At 70.2% G+C, this 19,787-nt stretch carries 21 protein-coding genes; 3 read left to right on the forward strand and 18 right to left on the reverse strand.

The features are described from left to right. Window positions 1–76 precede the first annotated feature (76 nt). The 5 genes from carA to pyrR are packed head-to-tail and all read right to left on the reverse strand — an operon-like array spanning window position 77 to window position 4,613. Window positions 77–1,210: a glutamine-hydrolyzing carbamoyl-phosphate synthase small subunit gene (gene carA, locus RCP80_RS13820; RefSeq protein ID WP_308482841.1), complete on the reverse strand. Its 1,134-nt coding sequence runs from the start codon at window positions 1,208–1,210 to the stop codon at window positions 77–79. Between the two features lie 8 nt (window positions 1,211–1,218). Then, on the reverse strand, window positions 1,219–1,749 hold the full coding sequence (locus RCP80_RS13825; RefSeq protein WP_308478211.1) for a PH-like domain-containing protein: 531 nt from the start codon (window positions 1,747–1,749) through the stop codon (window positions 1,219–1,221). Beyond that, the gene (locus RCP80_RS13830; RefSeq protein ID WP_308478213.1) at window positions 1,746–3,056 is read right to left on the reverse strand and encodes a dihydroorotase; all 1,311 of its coding nucleotides are present in this window, start codon (window positions 3,054–3,056) and stop codon (window positions 1,746–1,748) included. Before RCP80_RS13830 ends, RCP80_RS13825 begins: the two co-directional genes overlap by 4 nt. 1 nt (window position 3,057) lies before the next feature. After that, window positions 3,058–4,032, reverse strand: coding sequence for an aspartate carbamoyltransferase catalytic subunit (locus RCP80_RS13835; protein WP_308478214.1), 975 nt, complete (start codon window positions 4,030–4,032; stop codon window positions 3,058–3,060). Further along, entirely contained in the window at window positions 4,029–4,613 is a 585-nt protein-coding gene (gene pyrR / locus RCP80_RS13840) for a bifunctional pyr operon transcriptional regulator/uracil phosphoribosyltransferase PyrR (protein ID WP_308478215.1), read from the reverse strand. The genes RCP80_RS13835 and pyrR overlap by 4 nt, the downstream gene beginning before the upstream one ends. 120 nt (window positions 4,614–4,733) lie before the next feature. Here pyrR and RCP80_RS13845 point away from each other — a divergent pair, with 120 nt between their 5' ends. Together RCP80_RS13845 and RCP80_RS13850 are read left to right on the forward strand one after the other, a co-directional pair. Beyond that, window positions 4,734–5,354, forward strand: a complete 621-nt coding sequence (locus RCP80_RS13845; protein ID WP_308478216.1) for a class I SAM-dependent methyltransferase — start codon at window positions 4,734–4,736, stop codon at window positions 5,352–5,354. A 6-nt stretch (window positions 5,355–5,360) separates the two neighbouring features. Further along, window positions 5,361–6,566, forward strand: coding sequence for a serine hydrolase domain-containing protein (locus RCP80_RS13850; protein ID WP_308478217.1), 1,206 nt, complete (start codon window positions 5,361–5,363; stop codon window positions 6,564–6,566). Window positions 6,567–6,574: 8 nt separating this feature from the next. On the opposite strand, the gene RCP80_RS13855 is transcribed toward RCP80_RS13850, so the two are convergent. The 5 genes from RCP80_RS13855 to RCP80_RS13875 all read right to left on the reverse strand — a co-directional run bounded on the left by RCP80_RS13855 (window position 6,575) and on the right by RCP80_RS13875 (window position 10,203). Further along, a complete protein-coding gene (locus RCP80_RS13855) occupies window positions 6,575–7,720 on the reverse strand; it encodes an acyl-CoA dehydrogenase family protein (RefSeq protein ID WP_308478218.1) in 1,146 nt (381 codons plus the stop codon). A gap of 50 nt (window positions 7,721–7,770) precedes the next feature. Next, window positions 7,771–7,977: an Rv1893 family protein gene (locus tag RCP80_RS13860; RefSeq protein ID WP_308478219.1), complete on the reverse strand. Its 207-nt coding sequence runs from the start codon at window positions 7,975–7,977 to the stop codon at window positions 7,771–7,773. Window positions 7,978–8,047: 70 nt separating this feature from the next. Further along, window positions 8,048–8,545: a transcription antitermination factor NusB gene (gene nusB, locus RCP80_RS13865; RefSeq protein ID WP_308478221.1), complete on the reverse strand. Its 498-nt coding sequence runs from the start codon at window positions 8,543–8,545 to the stop codon at window positions 8,048–8,050. Continuing rightward, entirely contained in the window at window positions 8,538–9,101 is a 564-nt protein-coding gene (gene efp, locus RCP80_RS13870) for an elongation factor P (protein ID WP_308478222.1), read from the reverse strand. The genes nusB and efp overlap by 8 nt, the downstream gene beginning before the upstream one ends. A 13-nt stretch (window positions 9,102–9,114) precedes the next feature. Next, the gene (locus tag RCP80_RS13875; protein WP_308478223.1) at window positions 9,115–10,203 is read right to left on the reverse strand and encodes a M24 family metallopeptidase; all 1,089 of its coding nucleotides are present in this window, start codon (window positions 10,201–10,203) and stop codon (window positions 9,115–9,117) included. A 33-nt stretch (window positions 10,204–10,236) separates the two neighbouring features. On the opposite strand from RCP80_RS13875, the gene RCP80_RS13880 reads away from it, so the two are divergent. Then, window positions 10,237–10,842 (forward strand): B-4DMT family transporter, encoded by a 606-nt coding sequence (locus RCP80_RS13880; RefSeq protein ID WP_308478224.1) that lies wholly within the window; start codon window positions 10,237–10,239, stop codon window positions 10,840–10,842. Window positions 10,843–10,855: 13 nt separating this feature from the next. Here the strand turns inward: RCP80_RS13880 and aroB are convergent, their stop codons facing one another. From aroB to alaS, 8 genes are all read right to left on the reverse strand, one after another. Continuing rightward, entirely contained in the window at window positions 10,856–11,947 is a 1,092-nt protein-coding gene (gene aroB / locus RCP80_RS13885; RefSeq protein ID WP_308478225.1) for a 3-dehydroquinate synthase, read from the reverse strand. Further along, window positions 11,944–12,684: a shikimate kinase gene (locus tag RCP80_RS13890; protein WP_308478226.1), complete on the reverse strand. Its 741-nt coding sequence runs from the start codon at window positions 12,682–12,684 to the stop codon at window positions 11,944–11,946. Before RCP80_RS13890 ends, aroB begins: the two co-directional genes overlap by 4 nt. Window positions 12,685–12,695: 11 nt before the next feature. Next, window positions 12,696–13,904, reverse strand: a complete 1,209-nt coding sequence (aroC, locus tag RCP80_RS13895; RefSeq protein WP_308478227.1) for a chorismate synthase — start codon at window positions 13,902–13,904, stop codon at window positions 12,696–12,698. A 42-nt stretch (window positions 13,905–13,946) separates the two neighbouring features. After that, window positions 13,947–14,369 (reverse strand): prepilin peptidase, encoded by a 423-nt coding sequence (locus RCP80_RS13900; RefSeq protein WP_308478228.1) that lies wholly within the window; start codon window positions 14,367–14,369, stop codon window positions 13,947–13,949. Window positions 14,370–14,438: 69 nt separating this feature from the next. Continuing rightward, on the reverse strand, window positions 14,439–15,251 hold the full coding sequence (locus tag RCP80_RS13905) for a shikimate dehydrogenase (RefSeq protein ID WP_308478229.1): 813 nt from the start codon (window positions 15,249–15,251) through the stop codon (window positions 14,439–14,441). 15 nt (window positions 15,252–15,266) lie between these two features. After that, the gene (locus RCP80_RS13910) at window positions 15,267–16,511 is read right to left on the reverse strand and encodes an endolytic transglycosylase MltG (protein ID WP_308478230.1); all 1,245 of its coding nucleotides are present in this window, start codon (window positions 16,509–16,511) and stop codon (window positions 15,267–15,269) included. Further along, on the reverse strand, window positions 16,504–17,019 hold the full coding sequence (ruvX, locus tag RCP80_RS13915; RefSeq protein ID WP_308478231.1) for a Holliday junction resolvase RuvX: 516 nt from the start codon (window positions 17,017–17,019) through the stop codon (window positions 16,504–16,506). The genes RCP80_RS13910 and ruvX overlap by 8 nt, the downstream gene beginning before the upstream one ends. 4 nt (window positions 17,020–17,023) lie before the next feature. After that, window positions 17,024–19,726 (reverse strand): alanine--tRNA ligase, encoded by a 2,703-nt coding sequence (gene alaS, locus RCP80_RS13920; RefSeq protein ID WP_308478232.1) that lies wholly within the window; start codon window positions 19,724–19,726, stop codon window positions 17,024–17,026. Window positions 19,727–19,787: the final 61 nt, after the last annotated feature.

A 19,787-nucleotide genomic window follows, 5' to 3' on the forward strand; every position in this document is an offset into this window, starting at 1 on the left:
CGGGTCTCTTCCATTCCAGCGCGAGCGTGCGCAAAATCAGGCAAATAGTCGGTGTGTCGGCCGGGGACATGCACGCTCACGTGTCTGTTTCCCCCGCCATCAGGTCGATGAACTGGTCGAACAGGTTCTCCGCGTCGTGCGGGCCCGCGGCGGCCTCGGGGTGGTACTGCACCGAGAAGGCCCGGCCGCTGGCCAGCCGGATGCCCTCCACCACACCGTCGTTGGCGCAGGTGTGGCTGACGACCGCGGGACCGAAAGGAGTGTCGAACTCCTCGCCGGCCTCACCCTCGAGCGCGAAGCCGTGGTTCTGCGCGGTGATCGCGACCCGGCCGGTGAGATGGTCGATGACCGGGACGTTGATCCCCCGGTGACCGAACACCATCTTGTAGGTCGAGCGGCCCAACGCGCGACCCAGGATCTGGTTGCCGAAGCAGATGCCGAACACCGGGATCCCGGCCGCCAGCGCCTGCCGGGTCACCTCCACCACGTGCTCGGCGGCCGCGGGATCCCCCGGCCCGTTGGACAGGAACAAACCGTTGGGGTTGAGGTCGGCGATCTCCTCGAACGTGCTCGACGACGGCAGCACCTGGGTGCGCACGCCGCGCCCGGCGAAGATCCGCGGGGTGTTGGTCTTGATGCCGAGGTCCAGCGCGGCCACCGTGAACCGGGGCGTGCCCTCGGGTTCCACCACGTAACGCGCGTCGGTGCTGACCTCGTGCGACAGATCGGCGCCGAGCATCGACAGTTGACCGTTGACCCGGTGCACCAACTCCTCGAGCGGGGCGGCGGCCGCGGCGCCGGAAAAGATCCCGGCCTTCATCGAACCGCGGGTGCGCAGGTGGCGGACCAGGGCGCGGGTGTCGATCCCGGCGATGCCGACGACATCCTGGCGGACCAACTCGTCGTCCAGGGTTCCGCCGGCCCGCCAGCTCGACGCCCGCGGCGACGGATCGCGCACGGCGTAGCCGGCCACCCAGATGCGGTCGCCGCGGCTCTCGCTGTCCTCCGAGTTCCAGCCGGTGTTGCCGATCTGCGGCGCCGTGGCGACCACGATCTGGCGGTGATAGCTCGGGTCGGTCAGCGTCTCCTGATAGCCGGACATCCCGGTGGAGAACACCGCCTCGCCCAGGGTCTGCCCCACGGCACCGAAGGCGGTGCCGGTGAAGACCCGGCCGTCCTCGAGTACCAGCAGTGCTTTGGTGTGGGCCAGTGTGTCGGTCACAGGACCTCCGTTCCGTTAGATGATGCGTCAGTCCCGTCGGACACCCAGCGGCGGTATTCCCGCCGGTCGTCGGCCCGGAAACCGGTGTCGATCTCGGTTCCCGAGGGCAGCCGCCAGCGGATCGCCAGGATGCCGTCATGCGTCATGACCTTGCCGGCGATCCCGCGCTCGGTCCGGATCGCGACGATCGCGTCGTCGGGAATCCAGATCGGGTTGGCGCCGCTGCGTTGCAGCATCACGCCCTCGGGGTAGCGGGTCAGCACCGCCTTGCTGCGATAACCCCAGTCTCCCACGGCGATCCGGTCCTGCCAGCTCGGCGCCAGGGTGCTGCCCACGTAGAGGCCGTTGATGCCGCCGATGAGCGCCGGGCCCACGGTGTCGGGCAGCCCGGGCAGCTGGCCGATCAGCGCCAGCTGACGTTCGGCGCGGCGCCGCCAGCCCCGGAGCACCAGGTGGATGAGGAACGCGATGAGCAGCGCGCACACCGCGGCGAACACCAGCGAGCCCATCAGGGTCGGCGTGTTCATGGGCCGACCTGCCCGTCGCGGGCGGTGAGCTTGCCGCGCAGCAGGGTGGCGGTCACCGCGGCCGGCAGGGTCATGGCCTCGAACGGGGTGTTGGCGGAGCGGCTGGCCAGCGCGCCGCCGGCGACGGTCCAGCGGCGGTCCGGATCCACCACGGTCAGGTTGGCCGGCTCGCCGACCTCCAGCGGGCGGCCGTGGTCGGGCAGCCCGGCGATGCGGGCCGGGTTCTCGCTCATCACCCGGGCCACGCCGCGCCAGTCCAGCAGTCCCGGGTGCACCATGGTCTCGACCACCACCGACAGCGCGGTCTGCAGACCCAGCATGCCCGGCCGGGCCTGGGAGAACTCGCAGCACTTCTCGTGTTCGGCGTGCGGCGCGTGATCGGTGGCCACACAGTCGATCACGCCGTCGGCCAGGGCGCGCCGCAATGCGATCGCATCGGAGGCCTCGCGCAGCGGCGGGTTGACCCGGTTGATGCCGTCGTAGCTGGCCAGCCTGCTGTCATCGAGCATCAAATGATGCGGGGTCACCTCGGCGGTAATCGAAATACCTTGCGCCTTGGCCCATTTCAGGATCTCCACGGTGCCCTCGGTGGAGGCGTGGCAGATGTGCACGCGGGCACCGGCATCGCGGGCCAGGATGGCGTCGCGGGCCACGATCGACTCCTCGGCCGCCCGCGGCCAGCCGGTCAACCCGAGCCGGGCCGCGGTGGGGCCCTCGTGGGCGACCGCGCCGACGGTGAGCCGGGGCTCCTCGGCGTGCTGGGCGATCAGCACGCCCAGCCCTGTGGCGTATTCCAGCGCGCGGCGCATCACCAGCGGGTCGTGCACGCACTTGCCGTCGTCGGAGAAGATCCGGACCTGACCGGCGCCGGCGGTCATCATGGCCATCTCGGTCAGCTGGGTGCCCTCGAGTCCCACCGTGACCGCGCCGACCGGATGCACGTCGACCAGGCCGACCTGCTGACCGCGGTGCCAGACGTGGTCGGTGACCACCGGCGAGTCGGCGACCGGGGAGGTGTTGGCCATCGCGAAGACGGCCGTGTAGCCGCCGAGGGCCGCCGCGGCCGAGCCGGAATCGATGGTCTCGGTGTCCTCGCGGCCGGGTTCGCGCAGATGGGTGTGCAGGTCGACGAAGCCGGGCAGCAGGATCTGTCCGGTCGCATCGATGACGGTCCGGCCCTCGGCGCCCCCGTCGGCACCGGCCGCGGCGCCCGACTCGGTGATCTCGACGATCTGCCCGTCGTCGACGAGCACGTCGACGACCTCGCCCTCGCCGTAGCACCGAACCCCGACAATCAGCACGCTCACGTTAAACGCCTCCCGCTTCCACGGCGACCTCCGAGGACCGATCCGTCCCGACCAACAGATGGAACAACACCGCCATCCGGACGTGCACACCGTTGGAAACCTGTTGCAGCACTGCCGATTGTGACGAATCGGCGACCGAGGACGCGATCTCCATCCCGCGCAGCATCGGGCCCGGATGCAAGACCACCGCGTGGTCGGGCAGCAGGGCCTGGCGACGGTCGTTGAGCCCGTAGAGCACCGAGTACTCGCGCGCCGACGGGAAGAAGCCACCGGTCATGCGCTCGGCCTGGACCCGCAACATCAGGATCGCATCGGCGGCGGGCAGCTCCGCGTCGAGGTCGTGGGTCACCGTGACGGGCCAGTCATGCACGCCGACCGGCAGCAGCGTCGGCGGCGCCACCACCACCACTTCGGCGCCCAGGGTCGCCAGCAGCGTCACGTTGGAGCGCGCCACCCGGCTGTGCAGGATGTCGCCGACGAGCACCACCCGCTTGTCCGCGACCGAGCCCAACCGCTGCCGGATGGTCAGGGCGTCCAACAGCGCCTGGGTCGGATGTTCATGGGTGCCGTCGCCGGCGTTGATCACGGCCGGGCCGGACTCGCCCGCGTCGGTGGGAGCGGTCCAGTCGGCGAGTTGCTGCGCGGCCCCGGAGGCCGGGTGCCGGATGATCAGGGCGTCGGCGCCGGCGGCGCGCAACGTCAGCGCGGTATCGCGCAGCGACTCCCCCTTGCCCACCGAGGATCCCGAGGAGCTGACGTTGATGACGTCGGCGCTCATCCACTTGCCGGCCACCTCGAAGGACACCCGGGTGCGGGTGGAGTTCTCGTAGAACATCGTGATCACCGTGCGTCCGCGCAGCGTCGGCAGCTTCTTGACCTCGCGTCCGAGCAGCGCCTGCCGGAACCGGTCGGCGTCGTCGAGGATCGCGGTGGCATCCTCGCGGCTCAGATCGGATGCGGTCAGCAAATGTTTCACCGAGCGGGACCTCCATACGGGGCGATCATGACGCCGTCGTGCCCGTCATGTTCGTCGAGCCGGACCTTCACGTTCTCGCTGCGCGAGGTGGGCACGTTCTTGCCGACATAGTCGGCGCGGATCGGAAGCTCCCGGTGGCCCCGGTCGACGAGCACCGCCAACTGCACGATCCGGGGCCGGCCGATGTCGCGCAGGGCGTCCAGCGCCGAGCGCACCGAGCGGCCGGAATACAGCACGTCGTCGACGAGGATCACCAGCGCGCCGTCGATGCCGCCGGACGGGATCGTGGTGTCCTCGAGCGGACGCGGCGGCTTGGTGTTGAGGTCGTCGCGGTACAGCGTGATGTCCAGGGCGCCGTGCGGGACGTCGATCCCGGAGAATTCGGCGATGTTGCGGGCCAGCCGGCGGGCCAGGGCCACGCCCCGGGTCGGGATGCCCAGCAGCACCACGCGGGGCGCATCGGCACCGTCGAGGGCGGTCTTCTCAATGATCTGATGAGCGATACGGGAGATGGTGCGGCTGACGTCCGCTGCGGACATCAGCTCCCGGTCGGTGTCGTCAGTGGCGTTTTTGGCGCCCACGGATGAACCTGACCTCCTTCTCCGCCTCTCTGGACGGGTCGTTAAAGGATGTCGAACTGCCGCGCAGCTTAGCAGTCGAAGCGCGGGAGCACCCCATCGCCGACGGCCTACCCTGGTGGGGTGACCGACCCCGAACCCCACGACTTCGAAGTGCTGTACCGCAACACTGCGAAGGTCCCCTGGGACACCAAGGCACCCAAGGAGACCGTCGTCGAATGGCAGCAGTCCGGCCTGGTGCGCGGCGACGTGCTCGACATCGGCTGCGGCCTCGGCGATAACGCCATCTACCTGGCACAGCAGGGGCATCGGGTGACCGCACTCGACGTCGCCCCGACGGCGCTGATCACCGCCGAGCGTAGGGCCATCGACGCGCACGTGGACGTGCGGTTCGCGGTGTCGGACGCCACCGAGTTGGCCGGGTACACCGAGGCCTTCGACACCGTCGTCGACAGTGGCATGTATCACTGCCTCGACGACGCCGACAAGGCGCGTTACGCCGCGGCGGTGCACCGCGCCACCCGGCCCGGCGCGCGGTTGTTGCTGTCGGCCTTCTCCGACGCCAACGCGCGAGACCGGGAGTGGCCGCGCCCCCAGGTTTCCGAGGCGACGCTGCGGGCCACCCTCGGCGACGCGGGCTGGGAGATCACCACCCTGGAATCGCGCACGGTCAGCCTCGAGGACCTCGAGGACGACGAAGCGGTGTTCTGGTACGTGGTCGCCGAACGCGGGTCAGTACGCTGACTTCCGATGAACCTCGACGGTAACGCCGCCTCCATTCGCGAGGCGTGTGATGCGGGCCTGCTCTCCGGTGCGGTCACCCTGGTGTGGCAGCGCGGCCGGGTCCTTCAGGTCAACGAGATCGGGCACCGCGATATCGAGGCGGGCCTACCGATGCAGCGCGACACCATCTTCCGCATCGCGTCGATGACCAAACCGGTCACCGTCGCCGCGGCCATGTCGCTGCTCGACGAGGGCCGCCTGGCGCTGACCGATCCCGTCACCCGGTGGCTGCCCGAATTCGAGGCGATGCGGGTGTTGGGCGATCCGCGCGGCGCGCTGGAGCAGACCGTGCCGGCGCAGCGGCCCATCACGATCGACGATCTGATGACGCACCGCAGCGGGTTGGCCTATCAGTTCTCCATCCCCGGGCCGTTGGCGCGCGCATATGCGCGGCTGCCGATGCGGCAGGACCAGGACCGCTGGCTGGCCGAACTGGCCGAACTGCCCCTGGTGCATCAGCCGGGTGCGCAGTTGACCTACAGCCATGCCACCGACGTGCTGGGCATCGTGCTGTCCCGGCTCGAGGCCAAACCGCTGCACCAGATCTTGACCGAGCGGATCTTCGAGCCGCTGGGCATGACCGACACCGGCTTCTTCCTGACGCCCGAGGCGCGTCGCCGCGCGGCCACGATGTACCGTTTGGACGCGCAGAATACGTTGCAGCACAACGTGATGGGTCCCGCTCCCATCGCGGCCCCGCCGTTCTGCCAAGGCGGTGCGGGGCTGTGGTCCACGGTCGACGACTACCTGCGATTCGCCCGGATGTTGCTGGCCGGCGGGACGCTGGATGACACCCGGGTGCTGTCCGAGGAATCGGTCCGGTTGATGCGCACGGATCGACTCACCGAGGCGCAGAAGCGGATTCCGTTCCTGGGCATGCCGTACTGGGTGGGGCGCGGATTCGGGCTGAACCTGTCGGTGGTGACCGATCCGGTGCAGTCCGCCCCGCTGTTCGGCCCGGGCGGAGTGGGCTCGTTCACCTGGCCCGGCGCCTACGGAACGTGGTGGCAGGCCGACCCGAGCGCGGATCTGATCCTCATCTATCTGATCCAGAACGCCCCCGACCTGTCCCCCGACACCGCCGCGGCGATCGCCGGAAACACCTCGCTGGCCTCGTTGCGCACCGCGCAACCCCGCTTCGTGCGCCGCACCTATGCGGCGCTGGACGCATAGGTCGACGGTCAGATCATCGCGATCGGCGAAATCTCCGCGCCGACCTCACAGGCGCCGGCGAGTTCGCGGCTGACGTCGTAGTCGAACACGACGTGGCCGCAGATGACGTCGACGTCGCGCTTGGCGCGCTGCATGGGGTTGGCCAGGAACTGGGCGCTGGCCCCGGCGCCGGCCAGCAGGTCGGCGATCACTGAACGGGATTCGTGCACGATGTGCGCGGCCGCGGCGCGGGCCGACGCCCGGTGTGCCCGCGGCACCGCGGCCCCGCCCGCCATCGCGTCCTGGATTCCGGCGACGGTGTGGTCCAGCAGGGCACGCAGCGCCGCCAGTCGCACCCGGGCATCCCCGAGCCGGATCTGGGCGGCGGGCTGGTCCTTTTGTGCCACACCGGAATACGCCAGCACCCGCTCGGACAGTCGGCGTGCGAACAGATCGGCCACCGACTCGGCGGCACCGAGGGCGGGCATCGCGGCCACCAGCGCCAGCGCCGGCACCAACGGCCATCGGTAGGTGGCGGCGTCGTGCAGGGCCGCACCGGGTGCGGTACCGCCGTAGATGTCGATGACCTTGGCCAACCGGTGCTCGGGGACGACGACGTCGGTGACGACGACGTCGTTGGACCCGGTGGCCCGCATGCCCGCGGTGTGCCAGACGTCGAGGACCTCGACGTCGGACATCGGCAGCAGCGCCAGCGCCGGGTAGATCTCGCTGTCGGCCCCGCACAGCGCGCCGACCATGATCCAGTCCGCGTCCATCACGCCGGTGGCCCACGACCACCGCCCGGTCAATCGCACCCCGCCGTCGACGGGCACGCCGCGCCCGGTCGGCGCCAACGGCGCCGGGCACAGCACCGGCCCGGCGGCGAACACCTCGTCCTGAGCGCGCTCCTCGAACAATGCCAGCATCCAGTTGTGCAGGATGTAGAAGCCCAATGTCCATGCGCTGGAAGGACATCCGTGCGCCATCATACGGATCGGGTCGAGGATCGCCGGAAAATCGGCCTGCCGGCCGCCGTAGCGGGCCGGCAGCAGCAGATTTGCCAGGCCGCTGGCGCGAAAGTCGGCGACGGTGTCCGCGGGCAGCCGGCGCAACTCCTCGGCCTCGACCGCGCGGTCGGCCAATGCGGTCACGAACGCGGCATCGATCGATGTCATGCGCCGAAACGCTACCATACCTTTAGGTATGGAAAATCGGCACGATGCCGTCAGTCGCGTCCGGTGACGATCTCCTTGACCTTCTCGAAGGAGTGGCCGGCGATGTCGAGCGAGTCCTCGACGATGTTGCTCACGCCCTCGGTGACGTTGCCCTTGAGGACCTCGACGGCGTTGTCGACGATGTCCCCGGACATCTCGACCGCATACGTCGCGATGTCGCGGGCCGAATCGATTGCGTCCTTGGGATTGAAAGCCATCGCTGCTCGACCTTTCGTAGGGTGCTGCGCCCCAGCCAACCAGACCCGGCCGGTGGATGCGAGGTCCAACTCAGGGTTGTTCGTCGGTGCTCCCGGCGGCGCGGACCGCCTCGGCGGCCGCGCGGATCTGCGGGGTCACCAGCATCACCTGGCCCAGGATCCCGTTGACGAAGCCCGGTGAGTCATCGGTGGACAACTCCTTGGCCAACTCCACGGCCTCGTCGACGGCGACCGGTTCGGGCACGTCGTCAGCGTGCAGCAACTCCCAGACCGCGACCCGCAGGATCGCGCGGTCCACGGCGGGTAGCCGCATCAACGTCCAGCCCTGCAGGTGCGAACTGATCAGGTCGTCGATGTGGGCGCTGTGTTCGGTCACCCCGCGGACAACCGTCTCGGTGTAGGGCGCGACCGGGTCGATCTCGGGCTTCTGAGCGGCCAGCGCGGTGCGCGCGTCGGCACATTCGGTCGGGGTCAGCCCGCGCGCCTCGGCCTCGAACAGCAGGTCGACGGCACGCTTGCGGGCGTGGTGTCGCCCCCGGGTGGTCTTGTGGTGCCGGCCGTCAGCCATTCACGCGGCCCAGGTAACTTCCGTCGCGGGTGTCCACCTTCAGGCGGTCACCGGAGTTGATGAACAGCGGCACCTGGATCTCGGCGCCGGTCTCGACGGTGGCGGGCTTGGTGCCCGCGCTGGAGCGATCGCCCTGCAGCCCCGGCTCGGTGTGGGTGACCTCGAGCTCGACCGACACCGGCATCTCCAGGTACAGCGGTGCGCCGTCGTGGAAGGCGATCTGCACCGGCATGCTCTCCAACAGGAAGTTCGCGGCGTCGCCGACCATCGCGTCCGGCAGCTGATGCTGCTCGAAGTCCTCGGAGTCCATGAACACGAAGTCGCTGCCGTCGCGGTACAGGTAGGTGGCATCGCGGCGGTCGACGGTGGCGGTCTCCACCTTGACCCCGGCGTTGTAGGTCTTGTCGACGGTCTTGCCGGACACCACGTTCTTGAGCTTGGTCCGCACGAACGCCGGGCCCTTGCCGGGCTTGACGTGCTGGAATTCGATGATCTGCCAGAGTTGGCCGTCGATCTTGAGAACGAGGCCGTTCTTGAAGTCGGCAGTCGATGCCACTGTGGTGCTCCTTTTAGAGAGTCTGCAGTTCCTTGGGGAACCGGGTAAGCAGTTCGGGGCGGTTGCCCACGACGAGTGTGTCCTCGATGCGGACTCCGCCGCGGTCGGGCAAGTAGACGCCGGGTTCCACGGTAACCGCAGAGCCAGCAAGCAGTGTACCGGCGGCCTTGGCGTTGATTCCCGGCGCTTCGTGGATCTGCAATCCGACGCCGTGCCCGAGCCCGTGGCTGAACGATTCGCCGTACCCCGCCGCGGCGATCACCTCGCGGGCCGCGCCGTCGACGGCGGCCAGCGCCACCCCCGGGGCCAGGGCTTCCCGACCGGCCCGCTGCGCGGTCGCCACCAGGTCGTAGATCTCGGTCTGCCAGGCCGCGGGCGCGCCCAACACGAACGTCCGGGTCATGTCGGAGTGGTAGCCGCCGACCAACGCGCCGAAGTCGATCTTGACGAAGTCCCCGGTGCACAGTTGCGCCTCGGTCGGGCGATGGTGCGGAATCGCCGAGTTGGCGCCGGTGGCCACGATGGTCTCGAACGAGGCGCCGTCGGCACCGTGCTCGAGCATCAGCGCCTCGAGGTCATTGCGCACCTGCTTCTCGGTGCGGCCCGGCCGGATGCCGCCGCGTTCGATGAGGGCCGCCAGCGCCGCGTCGGCGGCCTCGCAGGCCAGCCGCAGCAACGCCACCTCGCCGGCGTCCTTGACCTCCCGCAGCGCCTCGACGGCGCCGGAGGCCCGGACCAGGGCGGTGTTCGGGTGATCGGACAGCGTGGCGGTGAGCGCGTGATGGGCATCGACGGTCAGGACATGCCCCTCGAAGCCCAGGCTCCGGACCCCCGCGGCGGCCGCACGCGTGGTCAGCGCGGCCCCGCAGGCCCGCTCGATGACGATCTCGATGTCGGGCGCCTGGGCCGCGGCCTGGGTCCGGTACCTGCCGTCGGTGGCCAGCACCGCCGGGCGCGCGTCGGCGAAAATCAGCAACGCCGCGTTGGATCCGGTGAATCCGGACAGATATCGGATGTTGTTCAGGTCGCTGACCAGCATGGCGTCCCACGACGCGGTCTGTAACCGGGCACACAACTTGTCACGACGCTGGGAATGTGTCACGCCCGGTGACGGTACTCGCTAGGCTGTCACCTCATGAGCAAGTGGTTGTTGCGCGGACTGGTGTTCGCGGGCCTGATGATCGTTGTCCGCCTCGTCCAGGGGACGCTGATCAATCAGTTCGAAACCCAGGCGTTGTTGATCAGCGTGGTGCTGCTGGCGATCTTCGCGGTCTGCGCCCTGCTGTGGGGCTGGCTCGACGGCCGGGCCGACGCGCGCACCAATCCCGACCCCGACCGCCGCAACGACCTCGCGATGACCTGGCTGCTCGCCGGGCTGGTCGCCGGGGTGGTCTCCGGCGTCGTGTGCTGGCTGATCTCCGTGGTGTACCCCGCGTTGTACGTCGGCGGGTTGATCAACGAGCTGACCACGTTCGCGGCGTTCACCGCGCTGCTGGTGTTCCTGCCGGCGATCACCGCGGTCGCCGTCGGCCGGTGGCTGGTCGACCGCAACGCGCCGCCGGTGGTCCGGCAGCGCGACGCCGGGTGGGACGACGAGCGCGCCGACACCGACGTGTTCGCCGCCGTCCGCGACGACGAGCGCACCGCGGAGACCGCGGGCGCCGAGGACTACCCGGAGCAGCAGAGCTCTGCGGTGGCCGTGGCTGAGCGGGACCCGAACGAGGACCGCCCCGCGCAGTAATCGCGCGCGGGTCCTACCCGCTCGCGGCGACCTCGGAATAGGCCGCGACCAGCAGCGTCGGATCCGGACCTTCCAGCCGGCCCGGCTTGGCCAGGCCGTCGAGAACGACGAACCGCAGCACCCCGGCCCGGTTCTTCTTGTCGCCGGCCATGTATTCGAGCAGTTGCGGCAGCGCGTCGGCGTCGTAGCTGACCGGCAGCCCCAGCGCGGTCAGAATGCTGCGATGCCGATCGGCGGTGTGGTCATCGAGGCGGCCGGCGAGTCGACCCAGTTCGGCGGCGAACACCAAACCCACCGACACCGCGGCGCCGTGGCGCCACCGGTAGCGCTCCCGGCGTTCGATGGCGTGCGCCAGAGTGTGTCCGTAGTTGAGGATCTCCCGCAGCGCGGACTCCCGCTCGTCGGCGGCCACCACCTCGGCCTTCACCGCGATCGAGCGCCGGATCAGCTCGGGCAGGACCGACCCGGCGGGGTCGAGCGCGGCCTCCGGATCGGCTTCGATGAGATCCAGGATCGTCGGGTCGGCGATGAAACCGGCCTTGACGATCTCGGCCATGCCGGCGACCAGTTCGTTGCGCGGCAACGTCTGCAGGGTCGCCAGGTCCACCAGCACGGCCCGCGGCTGGTGGAACGCCCCGACGAGATTCTTGCCCGCGTCGGTGTTGATTCCGGTCTTGCCGCCGACGGCGGCGTCGACCATGCCGAGCAGGGTGGTCGGGATGTGAACGATCGAGACGCCGCGCAGCCAGGTGGCCGCCACGAAGCCGGCCACATCGGTGGCCGCGCCGCCGCCGAGGCTGACCACCGCATCCTTGCGGTCGATCCCGATGCGGCCCAGCACCTCCCAGACGAAGCCGACCACCGGCAGCTCCTTGCCGTCCTCGGCGTCCGGGATCTCGATCCGATGGGCGTCGATACCCTTGTCGGACAGATACTTTCGAATCGCCTCGGCGGTCTCGGTCAGCACCGGCTGATGCAGGATGGCCACCCGGTGGGTGCCGGCCAACTGCTCACCGAGTTCGGTGAGCAGACCGGTGCCGATGATGACCGGATAGGGCGGGTCGACCGCGACGTCGATCTGCACTGGTGCGGTGCTCTCACTCATTTACGAACCTCGCTGCGGCGGGCCGCCAGGGCGGCCGGGGTCGCCGGGGTAGGTGGACTGGGACTGGGGGGCGAATCTGGGCCCGGGGCGGCCGGCTTGGGCGGGGTCGCCGCGCCGGGCTCCGAGCCCGGTTGCGGGCTCGACGACAGCCGCCACGACGACCGCCGGCGGCGGCGCGGCTTGGCGGCCTTGGCGACCTTGGCGTCCTGGGGGTCTCGGGGGTTCGGTTCCGGATGCTCGAGGCGGTCGGCCAGCTGGCGAACCACCGCGCCGGGGTTGCGCCGATTGGTGTTGACCCGCATGGTCGCCACCCGGCGATACAGCGGCACCCGCTCGGTCATCAACGTGCGGAACTTCTCGGCCGGATCGCCGCCGGCCAGCAGCGGCCGGACGGTGCCGCTGTTGGTGCGCCGAACACCTTCGGCCGCACTGATTTCCAGGTACACCACGGTGTGACCGGCCAACGCGTCACGCACGCCGGGACTGGTGACCGCACCGCCGCCGAGCGACAGGATGCCGTCGTGCTCGACCAGTGCGGTCTTGATCACCTCTTCTTCGATGCGGCGGAACTCGGCCTCCCCGTCGGTGGCGAAGATGTCGGCGATGGGGCGTCCGGCAACCTCGACGATCTTCGCGTCGGAGTCCAGGAACGCCGATCCGGTGGCCTTGGCGAGCCGACGCCCGATCGTCGACTTCCCCGATCCCGGCATTCCGACCAGTACCGCCTTGGGAGCCATCGCCTGCACGCCTATCCCGAGACGGCTGTCGGCGCGGTGTTCGGTTGTTGGGCGGCCACCGTCTGCAGGTAGGCCTCGATATTGCGGCGGGTCTCGGGCAGCGAATCCCCACCGAACTTCGTCAGCACCGCGCGGGCCAGTACCAACGCCACCATGGTCTCGGCCACCACGCCGGCCGCCGGCACCGCGCAGACATCCGAGCGCTGATGGATGGCCACGGCCTCCTCGCCGGTGGTCATGTCCACGGTGGCCAGCGCGCGCGGCACGGTGGAGATGGGCTTCATCGCCGCCCGCACCCGCACCGGCTGACCGTTGGTCATGCCGCCCTCCAGGCCGCCGGCCCGGTTGGTCGAGCGCATGATCCCGTCGGGGCCGGGGTACATCTCGTCGTGGGCCTGGCTGCCGCGGCGGCGCGCGGTGGTGAAGCCGTCGCCGATCTCCACGCCCTTGATCGCCTGGATGCCCATCACCGCGGCGGCGAGTTGGCTGTCGAGCCGGCTGTCACCGCTGACGAACGAGCCCAGTCCGATCGGCAACCCGACGGCCACCACCTCGACGACGCCACCGAGGGTGTCGCCATCCTTCTTGGCGGCCTCGATCTCGGCGATCATCGACGCCTCGGCGGCCGCGTCGAACGCGCGCACCGGGCTCTCGTCGATCCGGTCGAGGTCACCGGCCTGCGGCGGCGGACCCTCGTAGGGCTGCGAGTCCCCGATCGAGATGACATGGGACAGCACCTCTACACCCAAGGCCTGCCGCAGGAACTCCCGCGCGATGGTCCCGGCGGCCACCCGGGCCGCGGTTTCGCGGGCGCTGGCGCGCTCCAGCACCGGGCGGGCGTCGTCGAAGCCGTACTTGAGCATGCCGGCGTAGTCGGCGTGGCCGGGCCGCGGTCGGGTCAGCGGCGCGTTGCGAGCCACCTCGAGTTCGGCCTCGTCCACCGGGTCGGGAGCCATCACGGTCTCCCACTTCGGCCATTCGGTGTTGCCGATCTCGATGGCGATCGGGCCGCCGAGGGTGCGGCCGTGCCGCACCCCCGCCAGCACCGTCACCTGATCCTGTTCGAACTTCATCCGGGCGCCGCGGCCGTAGCCGAGGCGGCGCCGGGACAGCTGGGCGCCGATATCGGCGGACGTCACGCGCACGCCGGCGACCATATTCTCCACCACGGCCACCAACGCGCGGCCGTGGGATTCGCCAGCAGTGGTCCATCGCAACACGCGTCCCATCTTCCCATGTGGGCGGCCGCTGACGTAATCGCCTCAGGTCAGCGCGAGTGCCACGGCGACGGCCGCCGCGCTGGCCGCGCACATCGCGGGGCCGTGCGGCACCGCCCGACGCCCGGTGGCGACCGCCCACAGCAGGGTCAGCAGCGGGGCGCCGAGGGCCGCCGAGGTCCACGCCGCGGCCCCGAAGGCCCCGGTCAGCGCGCCCAACCCCAACGCCAGCTTCACATCGCCGGCGCCCAGGCCCGCCGGTGACAGCAGGTGAATGAGCAGATAGGCCGCCGCCAGCAGCAGCGCACCGGCGACCGCGGCGGCCCCGGACCCCGACGCGGTGGCGACCGCGATGACCGCGGCGGCGCCGGGCAGGGTCAGCGCATTGGGCAGGCGCTGCGCGGTGAGGTCCCAGGCGGTCAACGCCAGCAGCCACGCCCCCGTCGCGATCGTCAGCAGCCATGGCACGCCCGCACCGTAGCGGGCGGGCCGGGCGGGCCGGGCGCACCACCGGCGAGCACCTGTGGATGGCCGCTGTCAGGCCAGCGCGGCGGCCATCTCGGCGCGGGGCGCGGGGCGCCCGGTGAACTGCTCGACCTGCGCGTAGGCCTGGTGCAGCAGCATCTGCAGACCGCTGACCACGGTGCCGCCGGCAGCCGCGATGGCCGCAGCCAGCGGCGTCGGCCACGGGTCGTAGAGGGCGTCGAGGAACACCGGCACGCCCGCGAGTGCCGCCGCGTGGTCGGCGGCCACCTCGGCGGGCAGCGTGCTGACGGCCACCGCCGCACCGGCCGCCGCGGCCGCCAACGCGGCGGCGGTCAGCGGGCAGTGCCGCGCCGGCAGGTCCAGGCGCGCGGCCAGGGCCAGCAGGTCGGCGGCCCGTTCGGCGTTGCGCGCGGCCACCACGATCTCCCCCACCTCCAGGCGCGCCAGGCCCGCGACCACGGCCGGGGCGGTGCCGCCGGAGCCCAGCACGATCGCGCTGCCGCCGGGCGCGCTCAGCACCGGTTCGAGGGCCCCGATGACGCCGTCGACGTCGGTGTTGTCGGCGCGCCAGCGGGACCCGCCGTCGACCCGCACCAACGTGTTGGCCGAGCCGACCAACGCGGCCCGTTCGGTGCGAATGTCGGCGAACTCCAGCGCCGCGAACTTGCCGGGCATCGTCACCGACACCCCGACCCATTCCGGGCCGAATCCGCCCACCAGGGCCGGCAATTCGGCCGCGGTGCACTCGATGCGCTCATAGCTCCAGTCGGTGAGCCCGAGCGCGCGATAGGCCGCCAGGTGCAACTGCGGTGAACGGGAATGCGCGATCGGTGACCCCAGCACCGCGGCCCGGCGGGCGGTCACGAGGCGGCCCGCGCGCTACCGGGCACTGTCGAGGACACCGTTGCGACGGGCGATCTCGATGCTGGCCAGGTGCTGCTGATAGTCCTTGGTGAACAGGGTGGTGCCCGACATGTCGATGGTCACGAAGTACAACCAGTCGCCGTCGGCGGGATGCACCGCGGCCTCGATGGCCGGCTGCCCCGGCGCGGCGATCGGCGTCGCCGGCAGGCCTTCGGACGCGTAAGTGTTCCACGGGGTGACCGCGGCGCGGTCGGCGTCGGTGGTGGCGATCTCCTGGCGGTCCAGCGAGTAGTTCACGGTCGAGTCGAATTCCAGCTTCTGCGGTTCGGCCAGCCGGTTGTAGATGACGCGCGCGACCTTCGGGAAGTCCTCGGGCGTGGACTCCTTCTGCACCAACGACCCGACCACAAGGACGTCGTAGGGCGACATGTTCATGGCCGCACCCGTCTCGAGCAGTCCGTCGCGGGTGTAGTGGGTGGTGCTGGTGTCGATCAGATCGGCGAGGATCTCGGTCGCCGACGCCGACGGGTCGACGTTCCAGGTGCCCGCCGCGATCAGCCCCTCGATGCGCCGGTGATCGTCACCCATGGCGTCGACGCGCTCGGCGGCCCAGTCCGGGATCTGCAAATCGGCGCGCGCGGCGGTGCTGGCCGCGGCCTGCAACTCCGCGGCCGGTACACACTCCTGCTCGCCGTTGAGTTCCACACAACTGGCATTCGAGATCAGCGTGAAGATCCCGGCGGTCACGGCGTGGGTCTTGACGTCGGTGGTGTCGTCGAGTTGGCGCCCCTCCGGGATGGTCATCTTGCCGACCCGGTTGGCCGGATCGGCCAGCTTGTCCACCGCCAGGGCCGCGGGGATCTCGGTCCGCACTCGGTAGAAGCCGGGCTGGATGGCGGCGATCGCGGCGCTGCTCGAGGCCGCCTCCACGAAGCCCGCGGCGGTGGCCACCACGTTGGCGTCGACCAGGGTCTGGGCCACCGCGGTGGTCGAGTCGCCCTCGTGCACCTGGATCACGACGTCGTCGACGCCGTCACCGGCGAAGTCGTTCGGCGTGCCCGTCATACCGTGCCACAGCTTGGAACCCAGGAAGGCCACCGCGACGACCACCACCGTCAGCACCACCAGCGCGGCGCCGGTGACGAGTCGACGCCGCCGGCGGTCGCGTTCGGCGCGCACGCGCGCCGCCCGGGACAGCCGCCGTCGTGGTGGACCCACCGCAATCGGTTGGGCGCGTTCGGGTTCTACGTCCTCAGTCATGCGACCTCTCGGGGGGAAAACTGTCCAGTACTGTACGGCGCTGATCGAGCCATCCCTGCAGGATCGCCACGGCGGCGGCCTGATCGACGATGTTGCGCTGCCCCTTGGCGCGCACCCCGGCCTCGCGCAGCGAGCGCTGCGCGGTCACCGTGGTCAATCGTTCATCCGCCATCCGAACGGGCACCTCGGGCAGGCGCCGGGCGAGCGCATCGGCCACCGCTATGGCGTCGTCGGCCGACGTGCCGATCCGGTCGGCCAGCGTCCGGGGCAGCCCGACCACCACCTCGACCGCCTCATATTCGGCGGCCAGTGCGCACAGCCGCCGCAGATGCCGGGCCGACTTCCGGGAATCGCGCGCCACCGTTTCGACCGGAGTGGCCAGGATCGCGTCGGGGTCGCTGACCGCCACCCCGATCCGCACGGTGCCGACGTCGATCCCGAGGCGACGGCCCCGGCCTGGGTCGTCGGTTCCAGGCCGGTCCGGCTGCCGGTCGAGGTCGGGAGCCACGCACCTAGGTCCGAGCGAGTTCGGCGCGAAGGGCCGCCAGGGCGGCGTCGATGCCCGCGGGATTCTTTCCGGAGCCCTGCGCCAGATCGACCTTGCCGCCGCCGCGCCCGTCCACGGCCGAGGCCAGGGTCTGCACCAGATCGTTGGCGCGCAGCCCCAAGTCGACGGCGGCGGGGTTGGCGGCCACCACATACGGCACGGCCGCGTTCTCGCCCTCGGCGATCAGGGCCACCACGGCCGGATCCGTGCCCAGCGAGCCGCGAATGTCACCGACCAGCGATCGCAGGTCGGCGGCCGTCATGCCGGCGGACATCCGTTGCGCCACGAGCCGCACCTTACCCACCACCTCGGCGCCGGCGGCCGCATTGGCGGCGGCCGCGCGCGCGGTCGCCAGCCGCGTCCGTTCGATCTCCCGTTCGGCGACCTTGAGCCGGTCCACGAGTTGGGAGACGCGGGCCGGGACCTCGTCCGAGGGCACCTTCAACGACGACGCCAGGCCGGCGAGCAGGGCGCGTTCCTTGGCGAGGTGCTTGAACGAGTCCAGCCCGACGTAGGCCTCCACCCTGCGCACCCCGGAACCCACCGAGGATTCGCCGAGGATGGTCACCGGCCCGATCTGCGCCGAGTTGCGCACGTGGGTACCGCCGCACAGCTCCAGCGAGAACGGGCCACCGATCTCGACCACCCGGACCTCGTCCGGATAGGCCTCACCGAACAGCGCCATGGCGCCCATGCTCTTGGCCTTCTCGAGTTCGGTGTGGAAGGTGTGCACCTGGTAGTCGGCCTCGACGGCCTGGTTGGTGACGAGTTCGATCTCGCTGCGCTGCTCCTCGGTCAGGGCGCCCTGCCAGTTGAAGTCGAAGCGCAGATAGCCCGGCCGGTTCAGCGAGCCGGCCTGAACGGCGTTGGGGCCCAATACTTCCCGCAGCGCGGCGTGCACCATGTGGGTGCCGGAGTGCCCCTGGGTGGCACCGTGGCGCCAGCCCGGATCCACCGCGACGGTGACGGTGTCGCCTTCGACGAACTCCCCCGACTCGACGTTCACGCTGTGCACGAACAGGGTGCGGGCGATCTTCTGGACGTCGGTGACCGCGGCACGGGCGGTTCCGCCGTGCCCGGAGATGGTGCCGACGTCGGCGATCTGACCGCCGGACTCGGCGTACAGCGGGGTGCGATCGACCACGATCTCCACGCGGTGCCCGACCGCGGACTCGCCGTGTTCGCGCGGCTGGTGCGCGGCCACGGGAACCCGTTTGCCGTCCACGAAGATGCCGAGAATTCGTGCCTCGGAGGTCAGTTCGTCGAATCCGGTGAACTCGGTGGGGCCGGCATCGACCAGCTCCCGGTAGGCACTGAGGTCGGCGTGCGCATGCTTGCGCGCGGCCGCGTCGGCCTTGGCGCGGCGACGCTGCTCCGACATCAGCTCCCGGAAGCCGAGTTCGTCGACCGTCAGGCCCGCCTCGGCGGCCATCTCCAACGTCAGGTCGATCGGGAAGCCGTAGGTGTCGTGCAACGTGAAGGCGTCGGTACCGCTCAGTGTCGATTTCCCGGCCTTGCGGGTCGATTCCGCGGCATCGTCGAACAACCGCGATCCGGCCACCAGGGTCCGGTTGAACGCGGTCTCCTCGGCCACCGCGATCCGCTTGATGCGGTCGAAGTCGGCTGCCAGCTCCGGGTAGGACGGCGCCATCGCATCGCGCACGGTGACCATCAACTCGGCCATGATCGGGTCGTCGACACCGAGCAGTTTGGCGGCCCGGATGATGCGCCGCAGCAACCGCCGCAGCACGTAGCCGCGGCCCTCGTTGCCCGGGGTGACGCCGTCGCCGATGATGATCGCCGCGGTGCGGCTGTGATCGGCGATGATCCGGTAGCGCACGTCGTCGGCGTGGTTGCCCTGCCCATAGCCGCGCGGGGCCCGGGCCGCGACCACATCGATGGCCGGGCGCACCAGATCGGTTTCGTAGACGTTGTCCACACCCTGCAGCAGGCAGGCCACCCGCTCCACGCCCATGCCGGTGTCGATGTTCTTGCGCGGCAGCGGACCGAGGATCTCGTAGTCGTCCTTGCTGGTGCCCTCGCCGCGTTCGTTCTGCATGAAGACGAGATTCCAGATCTCGATGTAGCGGTCCTCGTTGGCCTCCGGGCCGCCCTCGATGCCGTAAGCGGGCCCCCGGTCGTAGTAGATCTCCGAGGACGGGCCGCACGGGCCGGGAATGCCCATCGACCAGTAGTTGTCGGCCATACCGCGGCGCTGGATCCGCTCGGCGGGCAGCCCGGCGATCTGCCGCCACAACTGGGCGGCCTCGTCGTCGTCGTAATAGACTGTCGCCCAGAGCTTTTCCGGATCGAGTCCGTAGCCCCCCGCGTCGACCGAATTGGTCAGCAGCGCCCAGGCCAACTCGATGGCGCCCTGCTTGAAATAGTCGCCGAACGAGAAGTTCCCGGCCATCTGGAAGAAGGTGTTGTGCCGGGTGGTGACGCCGACCTCGTCGATGTCGGGGGTACGAATGCACTTCTGGACACTGGCGGCCCGGTCATACGGCGGGGTGCGTTGGCCCAGGAAGAACGGGACGAATTGCACCATCCCGGCGTTGACGAACAGCAGATTGGGATCGTCGAGCAGGACCGAGGCGCTCGGCACCTCGGTGTGGCCCGCCTTCACGAAATGATCGAGGAACCGCTTCCTGATCTCGTGTGTCTGCACGTCGTTACTTCCCTGTTCGGCATGTGGTGTCCGCGCCCCCCGCGTGTCCGGTCACCTGAGT

Source organism: Mycolicibacterium sp. MU0053, assembly GCF_963378095.1.
In the GTDB taxonomy this organism is placed as follows: domain Bacteria; phylum Actinomycetota; class Actinomycetes; order Mycobacteriales; family Mycobacteriaceae; genus Mycobacterium; species Mycobacterium burgundiense.

Bases quoted from the DNA above. Each gene is read 5' to 3' on its own strand.
- RCP80_RS13825 (WP_308478211.1), bottom strand. From the start codon at position 1,749: ATGAACACGCCGACCCTGATGGGCTCGCTGGTGTTCGCCGCGGTGTGC.
- RCP80_RS13850 (WP_308478217.1), top strand. From the start codon at position 5,361: ATGAACCTCGACGGTAACGCCGCCTCCATTCGCGAGGCGTGTGATGCG.
- RCP80_RS13855 (WP_308478218.1), bottom strand. From the start codon at position 7,720: ATGACATCGATCGATGCCGCGTTCGTGACCGCATTGGCCGACCGCGCG.
- RCP80_RS13860 (WP_308478219.1), bottom strand. From the start codon at position 7,977: ATGGCTTTCAATCCCAAGGACGCAATCGATTCGGCCCGCGACATCGCG.
- nusB (WP_308478221.1), bottom strand. From the start codon at position 8,545: ATGGCTGACGGCCGGCACCACAAGACCACCCGGGGGCGACACCACGCC.
- RCP80_RS13880 (WP_308478224.1), top strand. From the start codon at position 10,237: ATGAGCAAGTGGTTGTTGCGCGGACTGGTGTTCGCGGGCCTGATGATC.
- aroB (WP_308478225.1), bottom strand. From the start codon at position 11,947: ATGAGTGAGAGCACCGCACCAGTGCAGATCGACGTCGCGGTCGACCCG.
- RCP80_RS13890 (WP_308478226.1), bottom strand. From the start codon at position 12,684: ATGGCTCCCAAGGCGGTACTGGTCGGAATGCCGGGATCGGGGAAGTCG.
- RCP80_RS13910 (WP_308478230.1), bottom strand. From the start codon at position 16,511: ATGACTGAGGACGTAGAACCCGAACGCGCCCAACCGATTGCGGTGGGT.